The organism is Bacillus sp. Marseille-Q1617 (assembly GCF_903645295.1).
Lineage (GTDB): Bacteria > Bacillota > Bacilli > Bacillales > Bacillaceae_B > Rossellomorea.
The window spans coordinates 260,680-283,493 of sequence record NZ_CAHJXM010000001.1 but is presented as its reverse complement, the minus strand read 5'-3'; the positions used below and the strand labels follow the sequence as shown (position 1 = coordinate 283,493).

Sequence of the window (22,814 nt, the reverse complement as noted above, 5' to 3'; positions counted from 1 at the left end):
CTCCGTTATACGTGAACCCTTATGAAAAAGGACTCACAGACTAGTCTATGGCTATCATTCTATCAGAATTTCACAAGGATAAAATTTCAATTCGTTTTCATTTTCTAATTGATTCTTTTTACCGTGATTCATTCGCCTTATATTCATTACACAACAAAGGACTATCCATTACCAAAAGGCTACACCCTTAGAGAAAATAGATAGTCCTAAATATTTACCACCTTATTTGGAGGTGTAAACTATAGAGTTGAATTGTTTTTTATGCTTGCCGGGGCTGACCAAGGCGCTTCCGCTTTTGCTGCTTACGTCCTTCCATTACTGCCACTACGAATGCAATGAGCAGGAAGAAGCTTGAGATTTGGAATAGGATGCCGATGTCTACAAATTGCGCCAGTACACCGAATACGAGTCCGCTTAATCCGATACCCAGGTCGATGGAGGAGAAGAACATGCCGTTCGCCACTCCCCTGCGGTTATCCGGGGTCATGGACAATGTCCACGATTGAAGCGTCGGGATCAGGGAACCGAAGCCTATTCCGAACAGAATGCCTGAGATGATGATCAAGGCATCGGAATGCGCAAACGATAATACCCACATTCCCACAAACGTGAGTGAGATGCAGAAAAGGACAAGTCCTTTAGGTCCGCGTTCATCAAACCATTTCCCTGCAATCGGCCTGGATACGGAGGCCATGATGGCATTGAACAAATAAAACAAGAAGATATGCTGTATGCCGCGTTCTTCACCAAAGATTACGATGAACGTTACGATCGAGCCGTAGCCGAATGTAACCATGATGGTGATGAAAGCAGGAAACCAGCTTGATTTTTCGATCAGTGATCCCATGTATGAAAACTTCAGGTCTTCTTTCTTTGTTTCTTTCACGATTTCTGGTGTCTGATAACGAACCAGCGCCAACAGGATGATCGCAATGACTCCGAGGACACTGGAGGTGATGATCAGATTCGTAAATGTAGTCACTTGAAACAAATAGATTCCAAGACTCGGAGCGATGATCATTCCGATTGTGATCGACAGCCCGTAATAGCCCATCCCTTCACCAAGGCGGGATTTCGGTACGACATCGACTGCCGCGGTACCGTTGACGGTTGTGGACCATCCCCAGGCAAGCCCGTGTACGAACCGGAACAGCAAAAAGATCACGACAATGGAAGACAGCGGGTAAATCACTGTAACGAGCAGCAATGAGACCACCCCGATGATGACCAATGGTTTACGGTCCTTGTATTCCAGCATAAAACCGATGAACGGCCTGCTCAATACCGCTCCGATTGAAAATAAAGTCGTTACCAGACCTATTTCCAAACCTGACGCACCAAGGGACTTAATATATGGAGGCAATGTCGGAATCAGCATTTGAAACGACATAAATACAAAAAGATTTCCTACCATTAACATGATAAAAGACCTTGTCCATAGAGGTTCTTTTATTTTCGTCACAGGAAATCCCCCTTTCTATTATTCATCTATTCTTGGGAATCGCCCAAATTTATTTCGAATTACTAAATAATAGCACATTCCAGGTGAAAGATATATGATTTCAACTTAAAGTTTCCTGCTATTTTATTACAATTATTTCACTTCAGTTTTTTCTTCGATGCATGCGTAATATACCAAAACGACCAGTTTCTAATGCACCTGACCCCGATGCATCTATGCATTTTCATCTTATTATATTTAAATCTATAAAAATACCTTCGTTGAAAAGTTCACGATTTATACTATAATAGACAACGTGACCAAAAGTTCAGAAAAATCCCACTTACTATTCATCATTGAATTTTTATAGATAAATAAACATAAATATACATTCGCCAATAAGGAGGAAACAACTTGAACTATTCTTTGCGCCCTTTAGGAGACAGTGCAGTAGTCATTCAATTGGGAGATGCGATTGAAATTGACACTCACGAGAAAGTAAAGAAAGTGACATCATTATTAGAAAAAAATCCTCAAAAGTGGCTTGTCGACATAATCCCTGCTTTCACGACAGTCACCCTTTATTATGATCCGGTAACCGTTTTACAAGAAAAGAATGAAGAACTTCCTTACGAAGGAGTCTGTTCCACTCTGGCAGCTTTGCTTTCTGATGACGTTGAAAACGTTTCTGCTTCTCCCAGGGTCATAGAAATCCCAGTATGCTACGGGGAAGAATACGGTCCTGATTTAGAAGAAGTGGCACAGATCCATAGGTTATCGCCTGAAGAAGTCATATCAAAACATACAAATGGAGACTATCTTGTCTACATGATCGGATTTGCCCCGGGCTTCCCTTATGTCGGAGGTTTGGATCCCGATTTAGCCACACCGAGAAGAAAATCGCCGCGATTGAAAATCCCTGCCGGCTCAGTAGGGATCGCCGGTGACCAGACAGGCGTCTACCCGATTGAAACGCCCGGCGGATGGCAGCTGATCGGCAGGACTCCCCTGCGATTGTTCCAGCCGGATGAAGAGACCCCGAGTCTCCTTCATGCAGGGGACCACATTAAATTCGTTTCCATTTCAGAAGATGAATTTAAAGAAATGGAGGGAAAAGCATGATTAAAGTTGTAAAACCAGGACTCCTTTCCACCGTACAGGACCTCGGAAGGTATGGCTATCAAAAATACGGGGTCATCGTCAGCGGAAGCATGGATCCGATCGCCCACCGAATTTCGAACTGGCTTGTCGGGAATGATGAAAACGAAGCCGTAATTGAAATGACCCTCACCGGTCCAGTACTTGAATTCCAGGAAACCTCCCTCATTTCCATCTGCGGAGGCGACTTGTCCCCTTCCATTGATGGACAGCCGGTCCCATTATGGAGATCCGTTCTTGTCAAAAAAGGGTCCACCTTGAAATTCGGCGGATGCAAAAGTGGTGCACGGGCATATCTCGCCCTTGCAGGCGGCATAAACGTGCCTTCTGTGATGAACAGTCGTTCTACCTATTTACGGGCTGAAATCGGCGGCCTTGAGGGCCGCAGCATAAAAGAAGGAGACCTTCTTCATTCAGGTGAAATTCTTGAAGGTTCCCAGGAAATCATCGAGTATCTGACCCCTTACTTGGAAGACGGTCATTTTACGGAAATCGACTGGTCGATTTCTTCCGAATTCATCTCCATCCACCGGTCACAAAAGGCAATCCGGGTAATGGAAGGTCCGGAATTCGATCTTTTCACAGAAGACAGCAGACAGGCGTTCTTCGAAAAGCCGTTCAAAGTGTCGCCGCAGTCCGACCGCATGGGCTACCGGCTGAAGGGGACAAAGCTCGAGCTGGAACAGGATAGGGATATGATATCCGAAGCCGTTTCATTCGGGACCATCCAGGTTCCTTCGGACGGAAATCCCATTATCCTGCTGGCAGACCGGCAGACGACGGGAGGCTACCCCCGCATCGGGCAGATTGCTTCCGTCGACCTCCCTCTCATCGCCCAGACAAAACCGGGTGAGGAGCTATCGTTTACTGTCATCACCCACGAGGAAGCGCAAAATCTTCTCATAGACAGGGAAAAGCAGCTTCGCCATCTGAAGCAGGGAATTGCACTGAAGCTTAAATAAATCATCACAGAATCAGCAGAAAAGGAGAGAAATACATGAAAACTTCAAATCTCAGCGTTTTGCTCGGGGCTGCCTTCTTGATGGCCACGTCGGCCATCGGCCCGGGGTTCCTGACACAGACGACTGTGTTCACGGAACAATTGGCAGCAAGCTTCGGCTTCGTCATCCTCATTTCCATCATCATTGACATCGGGGCCCAGTTGAACATCTGGCGGATCATTGCCATATCTGAAAAAAGGGCCCAGGACATCGCCAACGATATCCTCCCCGGCTTGGGCTATTTCCTTGCATTCCTGATCGTTGCCGGCGGACTTGCTTTCAATATCGGGAACATCGCCGGAGCAGGACTTGGAACGAATGTATTGTTCGGGGTTGCCCCCGAGATGGGAGCTTTATTCAGCGGCCTTATCGCCATCGGCATCTTCCTTTTCAAAGAAGCTGGCCGATTGATGGACAAGTTTGCACAGATTCTCGGATTTTTAATGATTCTTCTTACCCTTTATGTCATGTTCACATCGAGCCCTCCCGTCGGAGAAGCAGTCACTAAGACATTCATGCCGGATACGATCGACTTCATGGCCATCATTACGCTGGTAGGTGGTACGGTCGGCGGCTACATCACATTCGCAGGCGGACACCGTCTGCTCGAAGCAGGCATCACCGGCAGGGACGCTCTTCCGGAAATTACGAAGAGCTCCGTTTCTGCCATCGGGATCGCTTCCCTCATGCGTATCTTCTTATTCCTGGCTTCGCTCGGAATCGTTGCGCAGGGTTTGCAGATTGACCCGTCAAACCCGCCGGCATCCGTCTTCAATCTTGCTGCCGGAAACATCGGATATAAAATGTTCGGGATCGTCATGTGGTCAGCTGCCGTCACATCCGTGGTCGGTGCAGCCTATACGTCCGTTTCATTTATCCGCACCTTCAGCCCTCTTTTGGAAAAATACCATAAGTGGCTGATCATCGGCTTCATCGTCATCTCGACACTGGTATTTGTATCGATTGGTAAACCTGTTGCCGTCATGATCCTCGTCGGTGCTCTGAACGGATTGATTCTGCCGATAGCCCTTGGCGTCATGCTTCTTGCGGCACATAAGAAAAAAATCGTCGGTGATTATAAGCATCCGATCTGGCTTACTGTATTCGGTCTCGTCATTGTGGCCGCGATGTCTTATATGGGTGTTTATACGATGATCAATGAAATACCGAAGTTGTTTTAGATAGTCTTATGAAACCTCGTGAGGTTATGATGTAAAAAAAGAAGGACAGCCCTTTCGTAATCGAGGGACTGTCCTTCTTTTAAAGTTTTAAGATAAAATGTTTTTTACTCTTCCTACCTGACTATCTTCAAGCCTCACCTTGATTCCGTGAGGATGGTTGGCCGAGTTCGTCAGGATGTCTTTCACGACTCCCTGAGTCAGCCGGCCGGTGCGCTGGTCTTTTTTCAGCACGATTTCAACTTGAAGTCCAGGTTTGATATTCGCTCGCTGTTGTCCGTTCATGGGATTCTCCTGTCTATGTTTTATTTCGGGCGGATTCTATTTTGTTGTCGTTAAATGAGATTCGACAAGTGGCGCAATTATTTAGATACTGGCGCAATGAATGAAAAACAGGCGCAATTCCGTGAAGTCCTGCGCAATTATTTAGATTGTGGCGCAATAATCCTAATTCCTGCGCAATTCCTTAAATCGAACCTGCTTTTCTTAACTCCTACCCCCCATTTTTAAAAGGAGCCTGTCTCTAACATACCTATTTCACTTATAAGCGACTCAAAGTCACCCTATCCAGCCTGTTTGTTAAACGAACGTTCGATTGCTTTTTCTTATTACCGGATCACCACTGATCGTCAATCCTCATCCTTCACATCAGGATCTTCCGGAATCGGCTCGCTGAGGTATTCGGCCAGCTGTTTCTTTGCCTTTTCCATCTGTTCGAGGTGCTGGTTGAATTGTTCACGATAGATCAAATATTGTTCACCGTCATGGACCGCTCTTATTTTTTTCTCATTCACCAAAACTTCGATATAGGATTCGGGCAGGGATAGATACTCTGCCGTTTCTGCAATTGTGAGATACATGTATTTCGCCTCGACTATGATTATTTATACAAGCTCGATTTTCGCGACTGCCTCACAGTGCATCGTCTGCGGGAACATGTCGACCGGCTGGATTTCCGTTGTTTTATAACCGCCGTCTTCGAGGATGCGCAGATCGCGCGCCAGTGTGGCAGGGTTACAGGAAACATATACGACCTTTTTAGGCTTCATGGCGAGGATCGTGTTGAGAAGCGCTTCATCACAGCCTTTCCTCGGCGGATCGACGACGAGTACATCCGCGCTGATCCCTTCTTCGTACCATTCGGGAATGACGACTTCGGCGGGACCTGCTTTGAATTCAACGTTGGTCATATTGTTCAGTGCGGCATTCTGCCTGGCATCCGCAATCGCCTGCGGGACGATTTCCACACCGTACACTTTCCTGGCTTTCTGGGCAAGGAAAAGGGAGATGGTACCGATTCCGCAGTAGGCATCGATGACCGTTTCTTCTCCTCCCAAATCAGCGTACTCAAGCGCCTTTTCATACAAAACCTTCGTCTGTTCAGGGTTCACCTGATAGAAGGAGCGTGCGGAAATCGCAAACTTCACGTCACCGATCATATCGTGGATGACTTCTTCGCCCCATAGGACATGTGTGGTGTCACCCATGATTACATTCGTTTTTTTACCGTTCACATTATGAACGATGGACTTCAATCCATCAATGTTCTCGACGAGTTCTTCAACAATTTTATTCTTATGAGGAAGCTCGTTCGTTCTCGTCACCAGGACAACCATGACCTCACCTGTCGTATAAGCCGTGCGGGTCATGATATGGCGGAGCGTCCCTTTGTGTTTCTTTTCATCATACGGACGGATGCCAAGGTTCTGGCAGATGTTCTTCACATGCTGGATCACTTCATCATTTTTTTCATATTGAATGATGCATTTGTCCATATCGATGATCTCATGGCTTCGCTTCTGATAGAAGCCTGCCACAAACCGTCCGTCTTTTTCCCCGACCGGTACCTGTGCTTTATTCCGGTAGCGCCATGGCTCTTCCATCCCGAGGACTTCATGGATTTTTACGTCATGAAGCTTTCCAATCCGCTGCATCACATCGCGGACATTCTTTTCTTTTGCCTGCAGCTGGCCTTCGTAGGTCATATGCTGAATCTGGCAGCCGCCGCATTCCTTGTATATCGGGCAAGGCGGTTCCTGACGGTACGGACTTTCCTTCGTCCGCTCCATCAGGCGGCCAAAACCGTAGCCCTTACTCGGTTTTACGACTTTTACATTCCCTTCTTCCCCGGGCAGAGCATTGGGGACGAATAAAGGGTAGCCGTCCACCTTCGTCACGCCGTTCCCATCATGCGTCAAATCTTCGAAGTAGGCGCCATCTATATAATCATTCTTTTGAACAGGTGCTTTTTTACTCATTGTGATCTTCCTTTTCTGCTTCCTAGTTAAGACTCTACTGATTGTACCATATCGGGATAGAAAAGCGGAGGCGGCTCGCCAAGAGGCGACAAGCATAAGATGAATGGGACAGGCGCTTTTTGCCTTCTTGGACCATTTAGCTTATGACCTCGAGCCTCTAGCCGCCGGAGCTGGACAAATCAAGGTAACATGACAAACTTGTTTTTTATTCAAAAAGAAAACACCGAACACATTCCGTCTCCGATGTTCTTTCACATATTCTATGATCTTAGCTGCTCCGCCAAATCATTTTCGCGGATGGCCGTGATCCCGGCATTCAGATAACCCTGATAACGACCGGCTTCCTCGATGTCACTCACTTCAAGCGCTTCTACTATGCACTGGAAGTTATCGATCAGGTGATCGGATTTCATGCCCCTGCTGATCAATACATTGTTCAGCCACAATGCATAGTCGATAAAGACCTTTTCATCCCCTGCTGCGGCCGTTGTATTGAGGTAATTAAAATGGTGGACATTATCCTCGTAACATTTCTGTTTACCGATTTCCCCGAATCTCTCTTCCAGTTCAGGATAGCGTTCATACAATTTCATAACCGCGCTGTCAATCACGGCCTTATACTTAATCTCCATCAATAAGCCACCACCTTATACTTATCAATCGAAGGGATGATCGATGCGAGTTCCTGATCAGGATACTTTTTCTCAAGCTCATGAATGCGCTTGTAGTCCTCACTTTGTATCCACGTCATGAAATGCTCCTTCGTATCCCACTCCATATGCACGGTGATTTCGCCGGGCTTCTTTTCATTTTGAAGCAGCAGGAATCGTTGAAATCCTTTTGCTTCGTCCACGAGCCCTGAACGCGAATGATAGATTGATATGACTTCTTCCGCCTTATCGTCCGGAACGACGAATGTTGAATGTACGATATACATGAAATCCACTCCTCCCCTGGCTTTTGCTTCCGACATGCTTTTCCCCACTTTAACACAACGGAGGACTCAGGGAAACAATCGGTCATAACTATTTCTGGAAGCTCTATGTTATCACTTGAAAAGAATCGGAGGGAGTTGCTAGTATAGAAAGATATTTTAAGAAAGACAAGCTGAGCAACCTGTCAAAACTTACCTCGTTTCAAGATTCATTCAGAAGGAAAAAGGGAATGCTGTATATCATTCTTTCTTAAAATTATGACTTAAAAAAGAACATGTAAAAGAAGGTAGATCATATGAATCCAGACATCTTAGTAAACCTGATCCTGGTTGGGAATGTGTTCCTTGGTGTGCTTTTTACGTTAAAATCACGCCGCTGGTGGCTCCCTTATATCCTGATGGGACTCACATTTTTAATCCTGACCTTTGGATTCGGGCTTTCACTTGTACTGAACAAACAATCAATCTTGTCTTATTTATTTGTATTTGTCGTCGGTCAGCTGATATGGGCATTTGTCTTCGTCATCATTGCCCATATTCTTTCATTCATCGTCAGAAAGGTGCCTTTCCGTCATAAACAGCAGATTGGATGGGGCTTTCTGATGGGGTTCCCGCTGGTATTTTTAATTTTCTTATTGGTTCGTTAGATATTGTTGTTGAAAATGGCCTCCCGGATGTGTATCGGGTGGCCATTTTTATGTGATTTCACCACGCCGGCCCCTGCAGAGGTTATTTGACGGTTGTTTTTAAACATGATTCTTTCGTTAATGATGATAATCTTCGAGTTTTAAAAATAATTCCATCATTCACTAAAAAAATTACAACTATATGCAAACAGGAGATCACACACCACAAAAAAAGGAATGCCACCATAATGGGCATTCCTTTTCAAATCAAAGCGCCTTATCTTCTGGACGAATTTTATCCAGCGGGACAAATACGTCAAGGTGGCGGTATAAGTTTTCGAATTCGGCAGGCAGTACCCCTCCGAGTTCGCCGTCCACGTTCAGCTGCACTTTTTCTTTGGCTTGAATTTTGATGCGGTTCGCTTGGGTATAGATGACGTTCGGGTCTTTCACGTGCTCACCCCGGACGGCAAGTGTAGCGATGCGGATAAATTCAGCGAGATTTGTTTTCTTCAGGATCAACAGAGAGAACAAGCCGTCGTTGATGGACGCATCCGGTGCGAGCTTCTCAAAGCCGCCGACCGAATTGGTCAGTCCGATCAAGAATAACATCGCTTCTCCTTCAAAGAGCTTTCCGTCATACTCGATCGTTACATCTGTCGGTTTGATGGATGGCAGCATTTCGATGCCTTTTAAATAATAAGCAAGCTGTCCCATCATGGTCTTGAGTTTACTTGGAACCTCGTATGTCAGCTCTGTGATTCGCCCGCCGCCTGCAATATTGATGAAGTATCGTTCGTTCATGCGCCCGATATCCACAGGGATGGATTCACCCTTTGTGATGACGTCGATTGCCTGTCCGATATCTCTCGGAATATGGAGGGCTCTCGCGAAGTCATTGGTCGTTCCCATCGGTACGATTCCAAGCTTCGGACGGTAGTCCTGTTCCGCTAAACCATTTACCACTTCATTCAAAGTTCCGTCCCCGCCTGCAGCGACGACGATATCATACTTACGTTCAACAGCAATCCGGGCGGCTTCCGTCGCATCGCCTTCACAGATTGTAGCGTGAACAGAGGTTTCGTAACCTGCCTGTTCCAATTTAATTAATACCTCGGCAAGATGCTTTTTGAAAAGCTCCCGGCCTGAAGTAGGATTGTATATAATTCTTGCGCGTTTCATACACCATCATCCTAATCTTTAAGTTAAGTTACCTGATCTCGGAGATTACATTCAAATTCCATCTTTTAACATCATATTAAAATAAGCCTTCACTTGCAATAACACTTCGAGGCGTCCTGCTTTTATAAAATGACAAATAGATGCCTTCATTCACACCTAAGCATCTACCGCTCAATATCATAACTCTTTTCCGGAAAAAAATCTAATAAAAATTTAGGAAATTAAAGAAGGTTTTATGACTTTTTAAGAGTATTTTAGCAATTAATCAGGATTGCTTCTATTCAACCCTTCGATTTAGGTCTCCTCCGGGCATAAACAAAAGAAAAACCTTTTCATAAAAGAACTCCAACTATCGTACTATTAAGAGATTGCAAAATACTGTGATGGAGGTCATTTATGAAGGTATTGATTCTGATTCATGTGCTTTCTGCCATTATCGGTGTTGGTCCCACGTTCTTCGCGCACCTATTGACGAGACCAGATAAGAATGTGGATGAATTGCGCGTCGCGATGAAATACAACAAGTTATTAGAATTCTTCCCCAAAATTGGCGGAAGTATAGCCGTCTTGACCGGAATTGCCCTTGTTCTCTTGGGAGATTACGGCTCATTCACCCAGATTTGGCTGCTGGGCTCTCTGATTCTCTATATTCTCATTCAAATCATCGTCATAGGCTTTATCACTCCTCCAACGAAAAAAGTGAATGAATGGCTCGGCCGCCCGGAAAATCTCGAACTCACAGGTGCCCCTCCTGAAGAGATCCAAACTGCTCTTGTAAGCATTTATCGTCGATTCTATCTTGCCTCCTCATTGGGAGTCCTTCTCTTTATTTTTATGATTCTTAAACCGTGATTAGAGTAGTCCTTAAGAAGTGTAATTGTGCTTAACGGAACCACAAAAAAGCCACCGGGAATGAACGGGTCATTCAAGGTGGCTTATGAAAACAGTTTTATATTGCGATGTTCTAGGAATTGCAGGGAGTCATGAAGGGAACTGTCGTCGAAATGATACACTTCCTGGATTATTTCTCTCCACTTTTCAAGGTCCCTCATTTGATATTCACGGATGTTGCGGTACGTCATGACCTTCAGCGTATGGTTGCGGAGAAAATAGCATTGATTACCCTGAAAACGGACGGCCGTGATGCGTCTCATCGTAATATTATCATCTGTGTCCTGGTAGGATGCTTCGATATCCTTTATTAAATCCTCTTCCTCAAGCGGCACCCACTCAATCAGTTTCTTCACGAAGGATTTTCCGTTAGAACGGCGGTCCACCTCGAACTCAAACTGATCACGCTGGGTGAAGATGATCTCTTCCCCGAATCCGTGCAGAAGGTGTTTATGCCTTGATTCCAGTTCAACCGGTTTCATAATGGGCGAGCCATATCCGACGTCTACGTACAGCTTTTTGCCATCGATTGTAATCATGAGGCCGAGGTGCCCCGGCTTCACCCTCACAAACTGGCAATCGAAGCCCAATTCTTTTAAGAGCCTTCCGAAATTGATATTCAGGGTGAAGCATGTTCCTCCCCAGCCCTTTGAATATAAATGTTCTGTAAAGTCCTCAAGCGAAGGGACATAGGAGCCCCCTTTAGAAAAATAATAAAATTTACTGAAGGTTTCATATGGAATCCGAATAAGATGCTGTTGAATCAATCGTTGTAAATAATTTATTGTAGGCTGCTCGATTTCCATGTTCAAGTAGTTTACGTACTTTTCTACAGCGTTCATCCTATCACTCTTTCTATTCCAAGCTATGTATATTATGATAATCCTGTAAAAGTATAGATTCAACCAATTCAACCGATACTTCCCAAGAAAATAACGGTATACTGCCTTTCATACTTCTACTCCTATCATAAACCAAATCCCTTCCAAAACACGTTACGTTTTCATGTCATCTTCACAATCGCTTTAGCGCAGTGAGGGACGGGCCTTTAGCGAGATAAAGGGACTTCCTTTCACCAATCAGGATAAGGGCAAGAAAAAAAGGCCTATCAGAGATGGCCTTGAATTATGTCGGTGATTTAGTTTTTGACTCCAGCTGCGATGCGCTTTACGTTTGTCTCTGCTGTTTTCGTCAGGTCTGGAGTGAAACCATTTTTCATTCGCTCGTTTTCTTCTTTGAAGTAGGCTTGTACCTCTTCATCGAATTCAATTTCAATAAGATCACGAATATCAGTGATTCGAAGGGCGATCATTATAGAAACAAGGTGAGCAACAGTTAATGATTTTTTCTTGAAATTCACTAATTCATTGATCGTCGCTACCCGTAAACCTGTCATGCGATGTAAATCACCTTGTGTCAATCCTCTTTCACGAAGGATGTCTCCCAATTTAATGTGAATTTTATGGGGAAATTTATCCAGTGATTCAATGACAATCGTATTTGTTTTTTGGTGAATCATGATGCTTCAACTCCTCATCCTATACCATAGTACCGTGAATTACGTCTTTCGTGAACCGGGAAAAAGTTCCAATCACGAGGGCACTTTATACCATACCTATCAGAATGGCAATACCCCTGTTCAATACAACCCTAAATAGTTTGTCCTGCTTCACTGCTTGGAATAGAATCGTACGGAAATCCTCTCAGAAAAAAAAGCCGGGAGAACAGGTTCTCCTCAGCTTTTGTGTCTTCCCTTTACATCAACACTTTCTGTACCAGGGTGGTCTTAAGGCTTTCATACACTTCATCCCAAATGTTTTTATCCCTGATATATTGCGATGTCAAGCGTTCAATCATTTCTTTTTGCCTTTCCGGAAATTGCTCATGATCCTTCGGTGGCAATTTCGCTCTTTCATCATCGACGATTTTTTTCACCATGGGTGCTCTCGGCCCCCACACTGTCTTCTCTTCACCATTCTCATCAATGAAGATAAAAATCGGGATCGCTCTTGATATGCCATTTGTGAGGTATTGATCCATCAGTTCCAAATTCTGATCACGAAGAATCATTTTCACTTCCATATCAGCTTCTTCAGCGACCTTAAGCAGAATCGGAATATTCAGCATCGCATCACCGCACCAATCTTCTGTGAGTACAATCACTCGTAAAGATCTTTCGGCAAGCTTCGAGAGCACCTCTTTATCTTCTTGGGGAATTCTAAAATTATTTAAGATAGACAATGTATTTTCTTTATGCGTTTTCATATATTCTAAATATTCACTTGATGACTTTCCTTTATTGAACCAATCTTGCAAGGTCATTTTTACTCCTCCTAGGCTGCTTCTCTATAAAAATTGTACTTACCTATTTCTCATTTTCTCTCTATATCTTATTCATGTCCACCTGATTCCACAAGTAATATCTCTTCCTGCTGATTCATAAATTTCAATTGTACGATTATGCCTGTAGGAATATAATATAAGAAAGCAGCTTCAATTTAAGACCGACGTCCATGAAAAAAAAGGAATAGCCATAGGGCTATTCAAAGGAAGATCCAGTGGGGAATAGGGTGTTGTAACCAACTGTCCTTATAGAATTGACGTTCTATACAGAAAAACGAAAAACAGACTCTCACAAAAAAAGCTGACTCAAAAGTCAGTTTAATCCTTTTCAATTTGGTTAATGTATATGATTATAGGATTACTTTTCAATTGAACCATCCTCAAAATGTCTGGAACTCTCTATTATCTGTGCCACTTTTTTATAGTAGTAGTTCAGCTCGATCACACTGTCTGCCTCCTTCAGCCTTTTCATATAGAGATTCGCTTTCTCATAATCTTCAGGCGGCAGTTCAACCTTGATTCTTTTTTTCTTCCACTTTGCCAACAGGTTTCACCTCATTGTGATTTGAAGATCCTCCCTTAGAGGTCAATTCGAGCTGATATTGTGATAGCTCTTGGATATAGGATGCTTTCGTGGTAGCTAAACTTTGCTCCATTTTTCTGGTAATGACGGAACTTCCCCCGATTCCTGATAATAAACTAATGTAGATCGCATACCACATCGGGATCGTGTCAATGACTGGAAGTACAGAGAGATAACCTGCTAGAACGCCTATGATAATATCCTTTGTTGAGCCAAATAGGTAGTGCTTCTCACCTTGGTCATCGATAAACTTTCTTGGAAAGGTGAAATGACCATTTTTGAAAATCAAAATATGTCCTAAGCCCCCGATACCGCCCATCAACATTGGCAACAAGATCACTTCAATTAAGGACATTCTATCCACCCTCTGGAATCATTTACTATTATTATATATTATTTACAGAATATTCAGAATAGATAATTGGACGCAAATTTGTCCACCAAAGGAGAGCAAAAATGAGAAAAATTGTGATGAAAGTCTCGTCTATCGACAAACTTCGATTCCAAAACTATATGATGCAGCTAAAAAGCGCGCAGTCAAAAGCAGAAGCAGATATGTATTACCGGATGGCAAAAAAGATCATTGAAAGAGGCAGAAAACAGGCTTAGAATAGTCGGTTTTTTATATAATGACCTTTAAGGTTTTTTCCACAGAAAAAGGAAGAGCCTGAAAAAGCCCTTCCTTGATCACGAGTATCAATTAATATACGCCAACTGCATCGAATGCAGCATTTACACTTGCCACTTCGGCACTGCCTGATCCGTAAAGGTCAGTCGCCGATTGTACAGCAGCTGAACGAAGCTGGCTGAATGTAGAAGATGGAGTCAGATACTGCGTCAATGCACGATAGTAAATGTCCCCCACTTTATCTGTTCCGATACCAGTCACGTTCACCCCGTAGTGAGTACCACCCTGGCTTAATAGATAAGCCGCTTTGTTTCCGATACCGCTGTTGATGTGGACACCGCCATTATCCCCTGTACCGGTATATCTTACAGAATAGTGATCCGGGTCATTATATTTCGTTGGATCTGACATGGAACGCAGTGCATCCCCGCTTTGTCCCGGTGTATAGATGTCTTCCCCGATCTCCCAATCCGGATTATTACCTGTATGGTATTCAAGAAGCGTTCCGAATACATCCGACATCGACTCATTAATCGCACCAGACTCGTTTTGATAGATTAGATCAGCCGTTGTATCCGTCACGGCGTGAGTCAACTCATGAGCCACGACGTCAAGCCCTCCGGATAATGGAGCGAATGTCGATCCATCACCATCTCCGTATACCATCTGCTGGCCGTTCCAGAATGCGTTGTTGTAGCTTCTTCCATAGTGGACCGTAGATTCCAGCGCCGCACCGTTGCCATCATAGCTGTTGCGGTTATGAGTATCTAAATAGTAATCGTATGTTTGACCTGCATAATAATGAGCATCCACTGCCGCTGCATCATAGCTTGCATGGAACTGGTTGTCCGCATCCGCCCAAAGGGATCCCGGCAGGCGCTGACGGTTGCTCGCATCATACGTAAAGACTCCGCCCCCTCTTGTATTATCCTGTAAATAATAGGTCGAAGATGAAAGGTACGTGTTTAACGACTTCGTGTCACCAAGTACCCCTGTCCCGGAACCCACCGCATCAGATCCCGCTGCACCCGGTCCGCCCGGTTTACCGGCTTTTCCGTTTGCTTCGTGAATTTCATTTACTTTATCCAAAATCTCCCCGCTCGCCGAATCAATGAAGTAATTCCAGTTACCCGGCTTTGGATCTAAGAAATTATAGTTTACAAGATAAGCTTGGTGGGCACTGCCATCTTTCACATAAATAACTGTTTTAGATTTTGGAGCATATTCATATGAAGGCTGACCGCCAAGTACAGAAACTAGGTCCTTCTCACCTGCTGCAACCGCGTCTTGCTTTGAGACGTTTTTCGCTGCTTTAAGAGATTTCTTTTCTGCAAGATCAGGAACAGGTGCGCCGGATACCGCCGTCAGTACTCCGTCCTTATCAACATGAGCTGTCAATACGGCACCGTACACAGGAGTCCCTTTATACATTTGCTGAACGCGAAGATATGTAAATCCAAGTTTATCTTTCTTCTTTTCTACCACTTTAAAAGAAAGCGACGCATCTCCCTTGAACTTGAATACGTCCTGTTTTTGATTGAAATAATCCATCACGACTTTTTCAGGCGCGTTGGCAGAAGGCTTTGTAAGCTTCCCGGAAATGAATTGCGGAGCTCCAATCTTTTCGTTGAAATTCACCTTTTGGCTTAAATCAGGTGCCCCCAATGCATCAGCAGATAATACCGGACTCATCATCAGACCTGCTGTCAAACTTAATGCTACGACTTTTTTCTTCAATTACAACACCTCTTTTTAGAATTTTCTAACTTTTCAAACTGTAGATAAAACTATAGTACAAGCCTGACATCCAACGAATGAGCTAAAATACCTATTATATAACTTTCTCAACCCCGTGCCTCAATACCTATACACAAAGCCCAGAAAACCTTTATTTTAGGAAAACTTGAACAAAATGAAGGCCTTTTCCTTTAATCTTTTCGGTTTTCCATCAAACCCCAAACAAAAAAACCCGACTCTCTACCGCTTTAAAGCAGCGAGGGACGGGCCTTTGATTTTCGAATTTAGCGTTTTTGGATTTCCTGCTGAAGCAATTTGTTTACCATCGGCGGATTCGCCTGGCCTTTTGTAGCTTTCATGATTTGTCCTACAAGGAATCCGATTGCACGGTCTTTACCGTTTTTGAAGTCTTCGATTGATTGTGGATTGTTATCCAGTGTCTCAGTGACGATCTTCAGAAGGGCGCCTTCATCAGAAATTTGAACAAGACCTTTATCTTTCACAATCTGCTCAGGGTTTCCGCCGTTTTCAACAAGCTCTTTGAATACCTTCTTCGCGATCTTGGAGGAAATCGTTCCTTTTTCGATCAGCTGGATCATGCCGGCAAGACCTGCAGGAGTCAGTTTAAGATCGTGAAGTTCTTTCTGCTGGGCGTTCATGTAAGCTGAAACTTCACCCATCAGCCAGTTGGAAGCCTGCTTAGCGTCTGCACCTTCACTGACCGTTTCTTCGAAGAAATCAGACATTTCTTTTGTCAATGTCAGTACCATCGCATCGTATGCAGGCAGTCCCAATTCTTCCACATATCGCTGTTTACGGGCATCAGGAAGTTCAGGGATTTCTGCGCGGATGCGGTCCATCCACTCTTGGTCGATGTGCAGGTTCAAAAGATCCGGCTCCGGGAAGTAACGGTAATCATCCGATCCCTCTTTTACACGCATCAGGATCGTTTTACCCGTCGATTCATCGAAACGAAGAGTTTCCTGCTGGATCAGGCCGCCGGATAGAAGAACCTTTTCCTGACGGACGATTTCATACTCCAATCCTTTTTTAACAAAGTTGAAGGAGTTAAGGTTCTTAAGCTCAGCTTTCGTACCAAACTGCTCCTGCCCGATTGGACGCAGGGAGATATTGGCGTCACAGCGAAGGGATCCTTCTTCCATCTTACAATCAGAAACGCCTGTGTATTGAATGATGGATTTCAATTTTTCAAGATAAGCATATGCTTCTTCAGGGGTCCGGATATCCGGCTCGGAAACGATTTCGATCAAAGGAGTTCCTTGACGATTGTAGTCTACAAGGGAATAACCGTCTCCTGAGTGAGTCAGCTTACCTGCATCCTCCTCCAGGTGAAGACGTGTAATCCCGATCCGTTTCTTCTCACCGTTCACTTCGATTTCAATCCAGCCGTTTTCACCGATCGGCTTGTCAAATTGAGAAATCTGATATGCTTTCGGGTTATCCGGATAGAAATAGTTCTTACGGTCAAACTTCGTATCCTGTGCGATTTCACAGTTCAATGCCATCGCGGCTTTCATTCCGAACTCAATGGCACGCTTGTTCACCACCGGAAGCACGCCTGGATACCCAAGATCGATCACGTTCGTATTTGTATTTGGTTCCGCCCCGAAATGGTTTGGTGCAGGCGAGAACATTTTACTGTCAGTTTTTAATTCTACGTGGACTTCTAGTCCGATTACTGGTTCAAAGTTCATTGATTTCACCCCTTACAGTTGTGGTCTTTTTGTATGGAAATCTGTAGCCTGCTCGTATGCATGAGCTACACGGTAGATTGTGCTTTCATCAAAGTGCTTCCCGATGATTTGCAGTCCAAGCGGAAGTCCATTTGAAGAGAAACCGTTTGGAACAGAGATTCCCGGTACACCTGCAAGGTTGACAGGGATCGTCAGGATATCATTTGCGTACATGGTAAGCGGATCATCGACCTTTTCACCGATTTTAAACGCAGGAGTCGGTGTTGTCGGACCAACAATGACATCATACTTTTCAAATACATCTTCAAAGTCTTTCTTGATCAGTGTACGGGCCTGCTGTGCTTTTTTATAATAAGCATCATAGTAACCGGAGCTGAGGGCGAACGTACCGAGCATGATACGGCGCTTAACCTCATCACCGAATCCTTCGGCGCGCGTCTTTTTGTAAAGGTCAAGAAGGTTATCTGCGTTCGGCGTGCGGTAGCCGTAACGGACACCGTCAAAACGGGCAAGGTTTGCAGACGCTTCCGATGAAGCGAGCAAGTAGTATGTCGCTACACCATATTTGGAGTGAGGGAGTGAAACTTCTTCCCAAGTAGCTCCAAGGCTTTCCAGTACTTTAAGTGAAGCAAGGACCGATTGGCGTGCTTCTTCCCCTACACCTTCACCCAGGTATTCTTTCGGGACAGCGATTTTCAGGCCTTTGATATCTCCCGTCAATGCTTCTGCATAGTTTGGAACTTCAACGTTTGCCGAAGTCGAATCGTTCGGGTCAAGGCCCGCGATTGCCTGTAATAAGTAGGCATTATCTTCTACGTTGCGCGTGATCGGTCCGATCTGGTCAAGTGAAGACGCGAAAGCCACAAGTCCGAAACGGGACACACGTCCGTATGTTGGTTTCAATCCGACCGTACCCGTGAATGATGCCGGCTGACGGATCGATCCCCCTGTATCCGAACCTAAAGAGAATGGAACTTCCCCGGCTGCAACCGCAGCTGCAGAACCACCTGAAGATCCGCCTGGAACCGTTTCAAGATTCCAAGGGTTGCTTGTCTTTTGAAAACCTGAGTTCTCAGTGGATGAACCCATGGCAAACTCATCCATATTCAGTTTTCCGATTGTGATTGTATCGGCACTATGTAGTTTATTGATGACTGTTGCATCATAGATTGGATTGAAGTTGTCAAGGATCTTACTTGCACAAGTCGTACGAAGTCCTTTTGTGACAATATTATCCTTAATTCCGATCGGCATCCCGAATAGAAGACCCTTCGATTCATCCGTCCCAAGCTTCGCATCCATTTCCTTCGCTTTCGCACGTGCATTTTCTTCATCTAATGTAAGAAATGCTTTCACTTTATCTTCGACGGAATCAATACGCTTGTATGATTCATCAACTAGATCTGAAACAGAAACTTCTTTTTTATGTAAAAGCTGATGAAGCTCTGATAATTTATGATCAAATAATGACATGAGTTGCCCTCCTTAGTCCAAAATCGATGGAACGCGTACTTGTCCATCCTGTTTGTCTGGTGCGTTCTTTAACACTTCTTCACGTGGAAGCCCTTCTGTCGGCTTATCTTCACGCATTACATTCTTCATATCAAGCACGTGGCTTGTCGCTTCTACATTCTCTGTATCTAATTCATTCAGCTGCTCGGCAAACCCGATGATCGCATCTAATTGACTTGTAAACTTCTTCGCTTCGTCCTCCGTGATGGCTAGTCGTGCAAGGTGGGCAACATGCTTCACCTGATCTTCTGAAATTCTAGACATCCTCTTCACCTCCATAAAGTTTCGAACACTTGCAATACTATTGATAATACCAAAATTCGCGGTGTTAAAGCAATAGGCGAGGACTGGATGAAGCAGATTCCAGTTGATGGCCAGTATGGAAAAGGCGGGGCTCAGGATGGCTGGGGAGGCAGCATAAAAAAGTTCATTCCCCTCAGGTCAAACCATTTGATTCCAGGCTTTCATTTCTATAACGTTAAATTAAGTATAAGTAGAAAGGATTTTCCAAAATGCGCGCGATCTTCATCACGTTCTTGATTGGACTTACAGGTGGCGGAATGTTCACATTGCTGCATATTCCTTTATCCTGGATGCTCGGTTCAATGGTTTTGACTTTCGTCTTTCAAAAATGGAGCCGCATCGATTTGCAATGGCCACCCCTGCTTAGGGATGTCGGCTTGGTCATTGTCGGTTATGCCATCGGTCAGTCTTTCAGCATGAAGACGCTCGTTGAAATCGGCACCCAGCTTCCTTCCATGCTTACCATGACCGTGGCTGTCATCATCATTTCAGCCATACTCGCTTATCTTACATCTAAAGTAACGGGTATCAATCTGCAGTCGACCATTACAGGAAGTATTCCGGGCGGGCTTTCTCAGATGGTCGTGCTCGGGGAAGAAATGCGGAATATCGATCTTACCGTCGTGACCATCCTGCAAGTCGTCCGGCTGCTGTCTGTGATATTTGTCGTTCCATTTCTGGTGTTCAGCCCTCTGCTCGCAGGAACCGCTCCGGTTTCATCAGTGGCTGGACCAGGGGACCCGTCATTTGTGCATTGGAGTTTTATCCTGTTTTTAGGTATATCGGCTGCATCCGCATTTGCCGCAAAAAAAATACACCTCCCCACCGCCCCCATGCTTGGGCCAATCATGGTGGTGGGAGGTTTGGTGATTGCCGGTGTCGAAGTTCCATTCATGCCTGATTTGCTGATCATACTTGCACAGCTGTGCCTGGGGATTTACTTCAGCTTCATGCTCGATTTTTCGTCATCAAAAGGATTATCGAAATTCATTCCCTTATCCATCGTCACATCGCTATGCTTACTGATAAGCTGTATCGGATTGAGCTTTATCTTAAGCAAATGGCATGACATTTCATTTTTGACGGCCTTCATCAGCCTCGCCCCCGGCGGTATGGCCGAGATGGCGATTGTCGGCCAGTCGGTGAATGCCGACCTCTCGATTATCACCGGCTACCATCTGTTCAGGATTCTCTTCATTTTATTTATCATTCCATTCGTACTCAGATGGCTGTTCAAATCTTCATTCTTTCTGGAAAAGGACCATTAAAAAAGCTTGTTTTTAATCTTTGAAAACAGGCTTTTCTTTTTAGGCTCAGGTTTATTGTTGACCGGTTTTGCCGACTGTTTTTCCACATAGATTTCTTCTTTATTGATGGCATGATCGTATGCGAGAAGCAGACCGATATCGGTTTGAGACTCTTTATTCGTTACCATGGAAAAAGATACTCCGTGCTGATTGGCAAGTTTTATATATTTCGTCAGATAGTCATAGTTCATGTTTCCATTTAAAAGAAGTTTCGCACCCGGGTGTTCCTTCAGACTTGCCTCGACTTCCCGGTATACCTTTTTCTCGCGCACCTGATTCTGTGTCAGGGCAATAACGATCCGTTCCCGCAAGCTTCCCAGAAACTTCCGCCGTTCGTCAGGCTTCGTCTGTTTCTGGCCGTACATCCCATTTTCCAAATAATCATCAATCGTTGGCTTACTCACTTCCGGCACCTCCGAGGCTTTTGGTTAATTTCCCTACACTATATGTCAGGGACCGCTCATTTGCTTATTCTCCCCCATTCTCTCGTATGCAAACACTTTCAGACAAGTGAAACGGGCCGGTTATGGAATCTTTCCGAAATGCAGCTCAGAAACTTCTGGCCCTTCCTTGATTAATACAAACTCCATGAGATGAGGTGCATCCCCATAAGGATTCTCGACCTTCACTTTCCATTTGTCGTGCCCTTCTTCAATGATTTCGACTACAGGCATTTCTTTCAATGCTTTCATATACTCTTGTTGAGTTACCGGCCTCTCCTTACCATCTACCTTCAAGATGAATTTTCCATTTTTTTCGCTGCCGATATACTCACCGGTGTGTTCCTTCAGCCACTGGCCTATTTGCGGGGATATCTTCCCTGCCGTTTCAAGTACGGTCCCTGAATTCAATTCCACTTCTCTTTTCATTACACCGAAAAGATAATGCTCAATCGTATCACACTCGAAGATCATGCCGTGTTCATCAATGGCCCCCTCCGTGCCGCACACATCGACTACGATGGCATCGACCGGGAGTTCACTATCCTCGAGCTCCTTTTTCCCTGCCGTGTCGATACGGAACTTCTTCTGGTCCTCCACAGCATAGCCCATCCGCTGTCCATCCGACCTCAATTCGTAGTAGTTTATACGGTCATCTTGCAACATTGGTTTTGTTACCAGGTCGAATTGCGTCAGGACAAAATCAGCTTCTGTGTGAGGGGATGTGATCCATTGTTCCGCTTCGTATCTGCTTCTTTTCACCCTCAGCGCTTCACCGTCACTAGTCAGTGTCATACGATAAAAGACAGTATAAGGGTGGGATTCATCGACGATCGACATGTCTAATGCTTCATACTCTCCCTGCGTATCTATGACCATTCTCATATCAGTCAACTTAACACCATATTCATTCTCCACATCCAGTTCCTTCTTGATATTCTTCCATTCTTCCAACAGACTTCCTTCGTAAAAGTTAGTCTGCTGGAGCGTCACGGTTCTCGGACGCTCATACCACTCTTTCTCGACAAACGGTATGATCACGGATAACAGAAAGACCGTAAGCCCTAAGTAAGCCGCACGCTTTTTACCGTAGGCATTGATTGGTATGCCGCGAAAGAACAAAAGGAACACAACAAATCCCAGGGGCAGCTTCACCCTGTTTATTTCCAACATGAAAGCTCCAAGGATGGTATATCCCAAAAGCTTCATGAATAAGTATGGCTCTTCTTCTTCAGAATTACGGTATAGTATGATGACAACAACAAAGGAAAGCATGAACAAAATGAGCTCCACCATTTTCACTCCCCCCCTTTCAAGAATGAATATCATAAAGCATTTTATTCACTCGAACAGGAAAATTATTACATGAACTCATTATAACAGCAATACCCCAACCTGGCAGAAAGCAAGTTGTTTTTAAATGTCTGGTTTAACATGAAAAAAGACACCTTCTTTAATTATAAGTAGTTCAGTTTTGGAGTGTAAAACTAGAAAAAGCAGTCCAAAAAGGACTGCTTTTTTACTATGAATTCGTAATAAAAATCACATAATTAATCCATTAATTGAGAAAGTAACCA

Annotated in this window: 25 protein-coding genes; 7 read left to right on the top strand and 18 right to left on the bottom strand. The window is 44.5% G+C overall.

Annotation, left to right across the window (positions count from 1 at the left end; genetic code table 11):
* Positions 1–259 precede the first annotated feature (259 nt).
* Entirely contained in the window at positions 260–1,420 is a 1,161-nt protein-coding gene (locus HWX64_RS01475) for an MFS transporter (protein WP_175989581.1), read from the bottom strand.
* A 435-nt stretch (positions 1,421–1,855) separates the two neighbouring features.
* On the opposite strand from HWX64_RS01475, the gene pxpB reads away from it, so the two are divergent.
* The 3 genes from pxpB to HWX64_RS01460 are packed head-to-tail and all read left to right on the top strand — an operon-like array spanning position 1,856 to position 4,781.
* Entirely contained in the window at positions 1,856–2,563 is a 708-nt protein-coding gene (gene pxpB, locus HWX64_RS01470) for a 5-oxoprolinase subunit PxpB (protein WP_175986660.1), read from the top strand.
* A complete protein-coding gene (locus HWX64_RS01465) occupies positions 2,560–3,561 on the top strand; it encodes a biotin-dependent carboxyltransferase family protein (protein ID WP_175986658.1) in 1,002 nt (333 codons plus the stop codon). Before pxpB ends, HWX64_RS01465 begins: the two co-directional genes overlap by 4 nt.
* A 35-nt stretch (positions 3,562–3,596) precedes the next feature.
* The gene (locus tag HWX64_RS01460) at positions 3,597–4,781 is read left to right on the top strand and encodes an NRAMP family divalent metal transporter (RefSeq protein WP_175986656.1); all 1,185 of its coding nucleotides are present in this window, start codon (positions 3,597–3,599) and stop codon (positions 4,779–4,781) included.
* An 87-nt stretch (positions 4,782–4,868) separates the two neighbouring features.
* Here HWX64_RS01460 and HWX64_RS01455 read toward each other — a convergent pair whose 3' ends face one another.
* From HWX64_RS01455 to HWX64_RS01435, 5 genes are all read right to left on the bottom strand, one after another.
* Positions 4,869–5,063, bottom strand: a complete 195-nt coding sequence (locus tag HWX64_RS01455) for a YwbE family protein (protein ID WP_175986654.1) — start codon at positions 5,061–5,063, stop codon at positions 4,869–4,871.
* Between the two features lie 344 nt (positions 5,064–5,407).
* A complete protein-coding gene (locus HWX64_RS01450) occupies positions 5,408–5,638 on the bottom strand; it encodes an excisionase family DNA-binding protein (RefSeq protein ID WP_175986652.1) in 231 nt (76 codons plus the stop codon).
* 24 nt (positions 5,639–5,662) lie between these two features.
* Complete coding sequence (gene rlmD / locus HWX64_RS01445; protein ID WP_175986650.1) at positions 5,663–7,036, bottom strand: 23S rRNA (uracil(1939)-C(5))-methyltransferase RlmD; 1,374 nt, start codon at positions 7,034–7,036, stop codon at positions 5,663–5,665.
* Positions 7,037–7,296: 260 nt separating this feature from the next.
* The gene (locus HWX64_RS01440; protein WP_175986649.1) at positions 7,297–7,668 is read right to left on the bottom strand and encodes a hypothetical protein; all 372 of its coding nucleotides are present in this window, start codon (positions 7,666–7,668) and stop codon (positions 7,297–7,299) included.
* On the bottom strand, positions 7,668–7,973 hold the full coding sequence (locus HWX64_RS01435; RefSeq protein WP_175989580.1) for an antibiotic biosynthesis monooxygenase: 306 nt from the start codon (positions 7,971–7,973) through the stop codon (positions 7,668–7,670). The genes HWX64_RS01440 and HWX64_RS01435 overlap by 1 nt, the downstream gene beginning before the upstream one ends.
* Before the next feature lie 293 nt (positions 7,974–8,266).
* Here HWX64_RS01435 and HWX64_RS01430 point away from each other — a divergent pair, with 293 nt between their 5' ends.
* A complete protein-coding gene (locus HWX64_RS01430; RefSeq protein WP_175986647.1) occupies positions 8,267–8,617 on the top strand; it encodes a hypothetical protein in 351 nt (116 codons plus the stop codon).
* 246 nt (positions 8,618–8,863) lie between these two features.
* On the opposite strand, the gene HWX64_RS01425 is transcribed toward HWX64_RS01430, so the two are convergent.
* Positions 8,864–9,778 (bottom strand): diacylglycerol kinase, encoded by a 915-nt coding sequence (locus HWX64_RS01425; protein ID WP_175986645.1) that lies wholly within the window; start codon positions 9,776–9,778, stop codon positions 8,864–8,866.
* Between the two features lie 396 nt (positions 9,779–10,174).
* Here HWX64_RS01425 and HWX64_RS01420 point away from each other — a divergent pair, with 396 nt between their 5' ends.
* Positions 10,175–10,630, top strand: a complete 456-nt coding sequence (locus tag HWX64_RS01420; RefSeq protein ID WP_175986644.1) for a DUF2269 family protein — start codon at positions 10,175–10,177, stop codon at positions 10,628–10,630.
* 83 nt (positions 10,631–10,713) lie between these two features.
* Here HWX64_RS01420 and HWX64_RS01415 read toward each other — a convergent pair whose 3' ends face one another.
* From HWX64_RS01415 to HWX64_RS01395, 5 genes are all read right to left on the bottom strand, one after another.
* Positions 10,714–11,511, bottom strand: a complete 798-nt coding sequence (locus HWX64_RS01415; protein ID WP_175986642.1) for an arylamine N-acetyltransferase — start codon at positions 11,509–11,511, stop codon at positions 10,714–10,716.
* 296 nt (positions 11,512–11,807) lie between these two features.
* Positions 11,808–12,188 (bottom strand): helix-turn-helix transcriptional regulator, encoded by a 381-nt coding sequence (locus HWX64_RS01410; RefSeq protein WP_175986640.1) that lies wholly within the window; start codon positions 12,186–12,188, stop codon positions 11,808–11,810.
* Positions 12,189–12,424: 236 nt separating this feature from the next.
* On the bottom strand, positions 12,425–12,991 hold the full coding sequence (locus HWX64_RS01405) for a thioredoxin family protein (RefSeq protein WP_175986638.1): 567 nt from the start codon (positions 12,989–12,991) through the stop codon (positions 12,425–12,427).
* A 379-nt stretch (positions 12,992–13,370) separates the two neighbouring features.
* Positions 13,371–13,556 carry a hypothetical protein gene (locus tag HWX64_RS01400; protein WP_175986636.1) on the bottom strand — a complete coding sequence of 62 codons (186 nt, stop codon included), beginning with the start codon at positions 13,554–13,556 and terminating at the stop codon, positions 13,371–13,373.
* The gene (locus HWX64_RS01395) at positions 13,522–13,950 is read right to left on the bottom strand and encodes a DUF4257 domain-containing protein (RefSeq protein WP_175986635.1); all 429 of its coding nucleotides are present in this window, start codon (positions 13,948–13,950) and stop codon (positions 13,522–13,524) included. Before HWX64_RS01395 ends, HWX64_RS01400 begins: the two co-directional genes overlap by 35 nt.
* Before the next feature lie 101 nt (positions 13,951–14,051).
* Here HWX64_RS01395 and HWX64_RS01390 point away from each other — a divergent pair, with 101 nt between their 5' ends.
* Complete coding sequence (locus HWX64_RS01390; RefSeq protein ID WP_175986633.1) at positions 14,052–14,204, top strand: hypothetical protein; 153 nt, start codon at positions 14,052–14,054, stop codon at positions 14,202–14,204.
* A gap of 91 nt (positions 14,205–14,295) precedes the next feature.
* Here HWX64_RS01390 and HWX64_RS01385 read toward each other — a convergent pair whose 3' ends face one another.
* From HWX64_RS01385 to gatC, 4 genes are all read right to left on the bottom strand, one after another.
* Complete coding sequence (locus HWX64_RS01385; RefSeq protein ID WP_175986631.1) at positions 14,296–15,960, bottom strand: M4 family metallopeptidase; 1,665 nt, start codon at positions 15,958–15,960, stop codon at positions 14,296–14,298.
* A 284-nt stretch (positions 15,961–16,244) separates the two neighbouring features.
* Complete coding sequence (gatB, locus tag HWX64_RS01380) at positions 16,245–17,675, bottom strand: Asp-tRNA(Asn)/Glu-tRNA(Gln) amidotransferase subunit GatB (RefSeq protein WP_175986629.1); 1,431 nt, start codon at positions 17,673–17,675, stop codon at positions 16,245–16,247.
* A gap of 12 nt (positions 17,676–17,687) precedes the next feature.
* Positions 17,688–19,148, bottom strand: coding sequence for an Asp-tRNA(Asn)/Glu-tRNA(Gln) amidotransferase subunit GatA (gatA, locus tag HWX64_RS01375; protein WP_175986628.1), 1,461 nt, complete (start codon positions 19,146–19,148; stop codon positions 17,688–17,690).
* A 12-nt stretch (positions 19,149–19,160) separates the two neighbouring features.
* Complete coding sequence (gene gatC / locus HWX64_RS01370; protein WP_175986626.1) at positions 19,161–19,451, bottom strand: Asp-tRNA(Asn)/Glu-tRNA(Gln) amidotransferase subunit GatC; 291 nt, start codon at positions 19,449–19,451, stop codon at positions 19,161–19,163.
* 248 nt (positions 19,452–19,699) lie between these two features.
* Between gatC and HWX64_RS01365 the strand changes: the two genes are divergently transcribed.
* A complete protein-coding gene (locus HWX64_RS01365; RefSeq protein ID WP_175986624.1) occupies positions 19,700–20,758 on the top strand; it encodes an AbrB family transcriptional regulator in 1,059 nt (352 codons plus the stop codon).
* On the opposite strand, the gene HWX64_RS01360 is transcribed toward HWX64_RS01365, so the two are convergent.
* Positions 20,755–21,201, bottom strand: a complete 447-nt coding sequence (locus HWX64_RS01360; protein ID WP_175986622.1) for a YueI family protein — start codon at positions 21,199–21,201, stop codon at positions 20,755–20,757. The genes HWX64_RS01365 and HWX64_RS01360 overlap by 4 nt on opposite strands.
* 120 nt (positions 21,202–21,321) lie before the next feature.
* Entirely contained in the window at positions 21,322–22,533 is a 1,212-nt protein-coding gene (locus HWX64_RS01355) for a hypothetical protein (RefSeq protein WP_175986621.1), read from the bottom strand.
* Positions 22,534–22,814 lie beyond the last annotated feature (281 nt).

What these genes read in the sequence shown, in the direction of transcription:
- HWX64_RS01365 (WP_175986624.1), top strand. Translation starts at nt 19,700, where the DNA reads ATGCGCGCGATCTTCATCACGTTCTTGATTGGACTTACAGGTGGCGGA.
- HWX64_RS01435 (WP_175989580.1), bottom strand. Translation starts at nt 7,973, where the DNA reads ATGTATATCGTACATTCAACATTCGTCGTTCCGGACGATAAGGCGGAA.
- HWX64_RS01455 (WP_175986654.1), bottom strand. Translation starts at nt 5,063, where the DNA reads ATGAACGGACAACAGCGAGCGAATATCAAACCTGGACTTCAAGTTGAA.
- HWX64_RS01355 (WP_175986621.1), bottom strand. Translation starts at nt 22,533, where the DNA reads ATGGTGGAGCTCATTTTGTTCATGCTTTCCTTTGTTGTTGTCATCATA.
- gatB (WP_175986629.1), bottom strand. Translation starts at nt 17,675, where the DNA reads ATGAACTTTGAACCAGTAATCGGACTAGAAGTCCACGTAGAATTAAAA.
- HWX64_RS01430 (WP_175986647.1), top strand. Translation starts at nt 8,267, where the DNA reads ATGAATCCAGACATCTTAGTAAACCTGATCCTGGTTGGGAATGTGTTC.
- HWX64_RS01450 (WP_175986652.1), bottom strand. Translation starts at nt 5,638, where the DNA reads ATGTATCTCACAATTGCAGAAACGGCAGAGTATCTATCCCTGCCCGAA.
- gatC (WP_175986626.1), bottom strand. Translation starts at nt 19,451, where the DNA reads ATGTCTAGAATTTCAGAAGATCAGGTGAAGCATGTTGCCCACCTTGCA.
- HWX64_RS01460 (WP_175986656.1), top strand. Translation starts at nt 3,597, where the DNA reads ATGAAAACTTCAAATCTCAGCGTTTTGCTCGGGGCTGCCTTCTTGATG.
- HWX64_RS01425 (WP_175986645.1), bottom strand. Translation starts at nt 9,778, where the DNA reads ATGAAACGCGCAAGAATTATATACAATCCTACTTCAGGCCGGGAGCTT.
- HWX64_RS01395 (WP_175986635.1), bottom strand. Translation starts at nt 13,950, where the DNA reads ATGTCCTTAATTGAAGTGATCTTGTTGCCAATGTTGATGGGCGGTATC.
- HWX64_RS01440 (WP_175986649.1), bottom strand. Translation starts at nt 7,668, where the DNA reads ATGGAGATTAAGTATAAGGCCGTGATTGACAGCGCGGTTATGAAATTG.
- HWX64_RS01410 (WP_175986640.1), bottom strand. Translation starts at nt 12,188, where the DNA reads ATGATTCACCAAAAAACAAATACGATTGTCATTGAATCACTGGATAAA.
- gatA (WP_175986628.1), bottom strand. Translation starts at nt 19,148, where the DNA reads ATGTCATTATTTGATCATAAATTATCAGAGCTTCATCAGCTTTTACAT.
- HWX64_RS01475 (WP_175989581.1), bottom strand. Translation starts at nt 1,420, where the DNA reads ATGTTAATGGTAGGAAATCTTTTTGTATTTATGTCGTTTCAAATGCTG.
- rlmD (WP_175986650.1), bottom strand. Translation starts at nt 7,036, where the DNA reads ATGAGTAAAAAAGCACCTGTTCAAAAGAATGATTATATAGATGGCGCC.
- HWX64_RS01420 (WP_175986644.1), top strand. Translation starts at nt 10,175, where the DNA reads ATGAAGGTATTGATTCTGATTCATGTGCTTTCTGCCATTATCGGTGTT.
- HWX64_RS01390 (WP_175986633.1), top strand. Translation starts at nt 14,052, where the DNA reads ATGAGAAAAATTGTGATGAAAGTCTCGTCTATCGACAAACTTCGATTC.
- HWX64_RS01465 (WP_175986658.1), top strand. Translation starts at nt 2,560, where the DNA reads ATGATTAAAGTTGTAAAACCAGGACTCCTTTCCACCGTACAGGACCTC.
- HWX64_RS01405 (WP_175986638.1), bottom strand. Translation starts at nt 12,991, where the DNA reads ATGACCTTGCAAGATTGGTTCAATAAAGGAAAGTCATCAAGTGAATAT.
- HWX64_RS01415 (WP_175986642.1), bottom strand. Translation starts at nt 11,511, where the DNA reads ATGAACGCTGTAGAAAAGTACGTAAACTACTTGAACATGGAAATCGAG.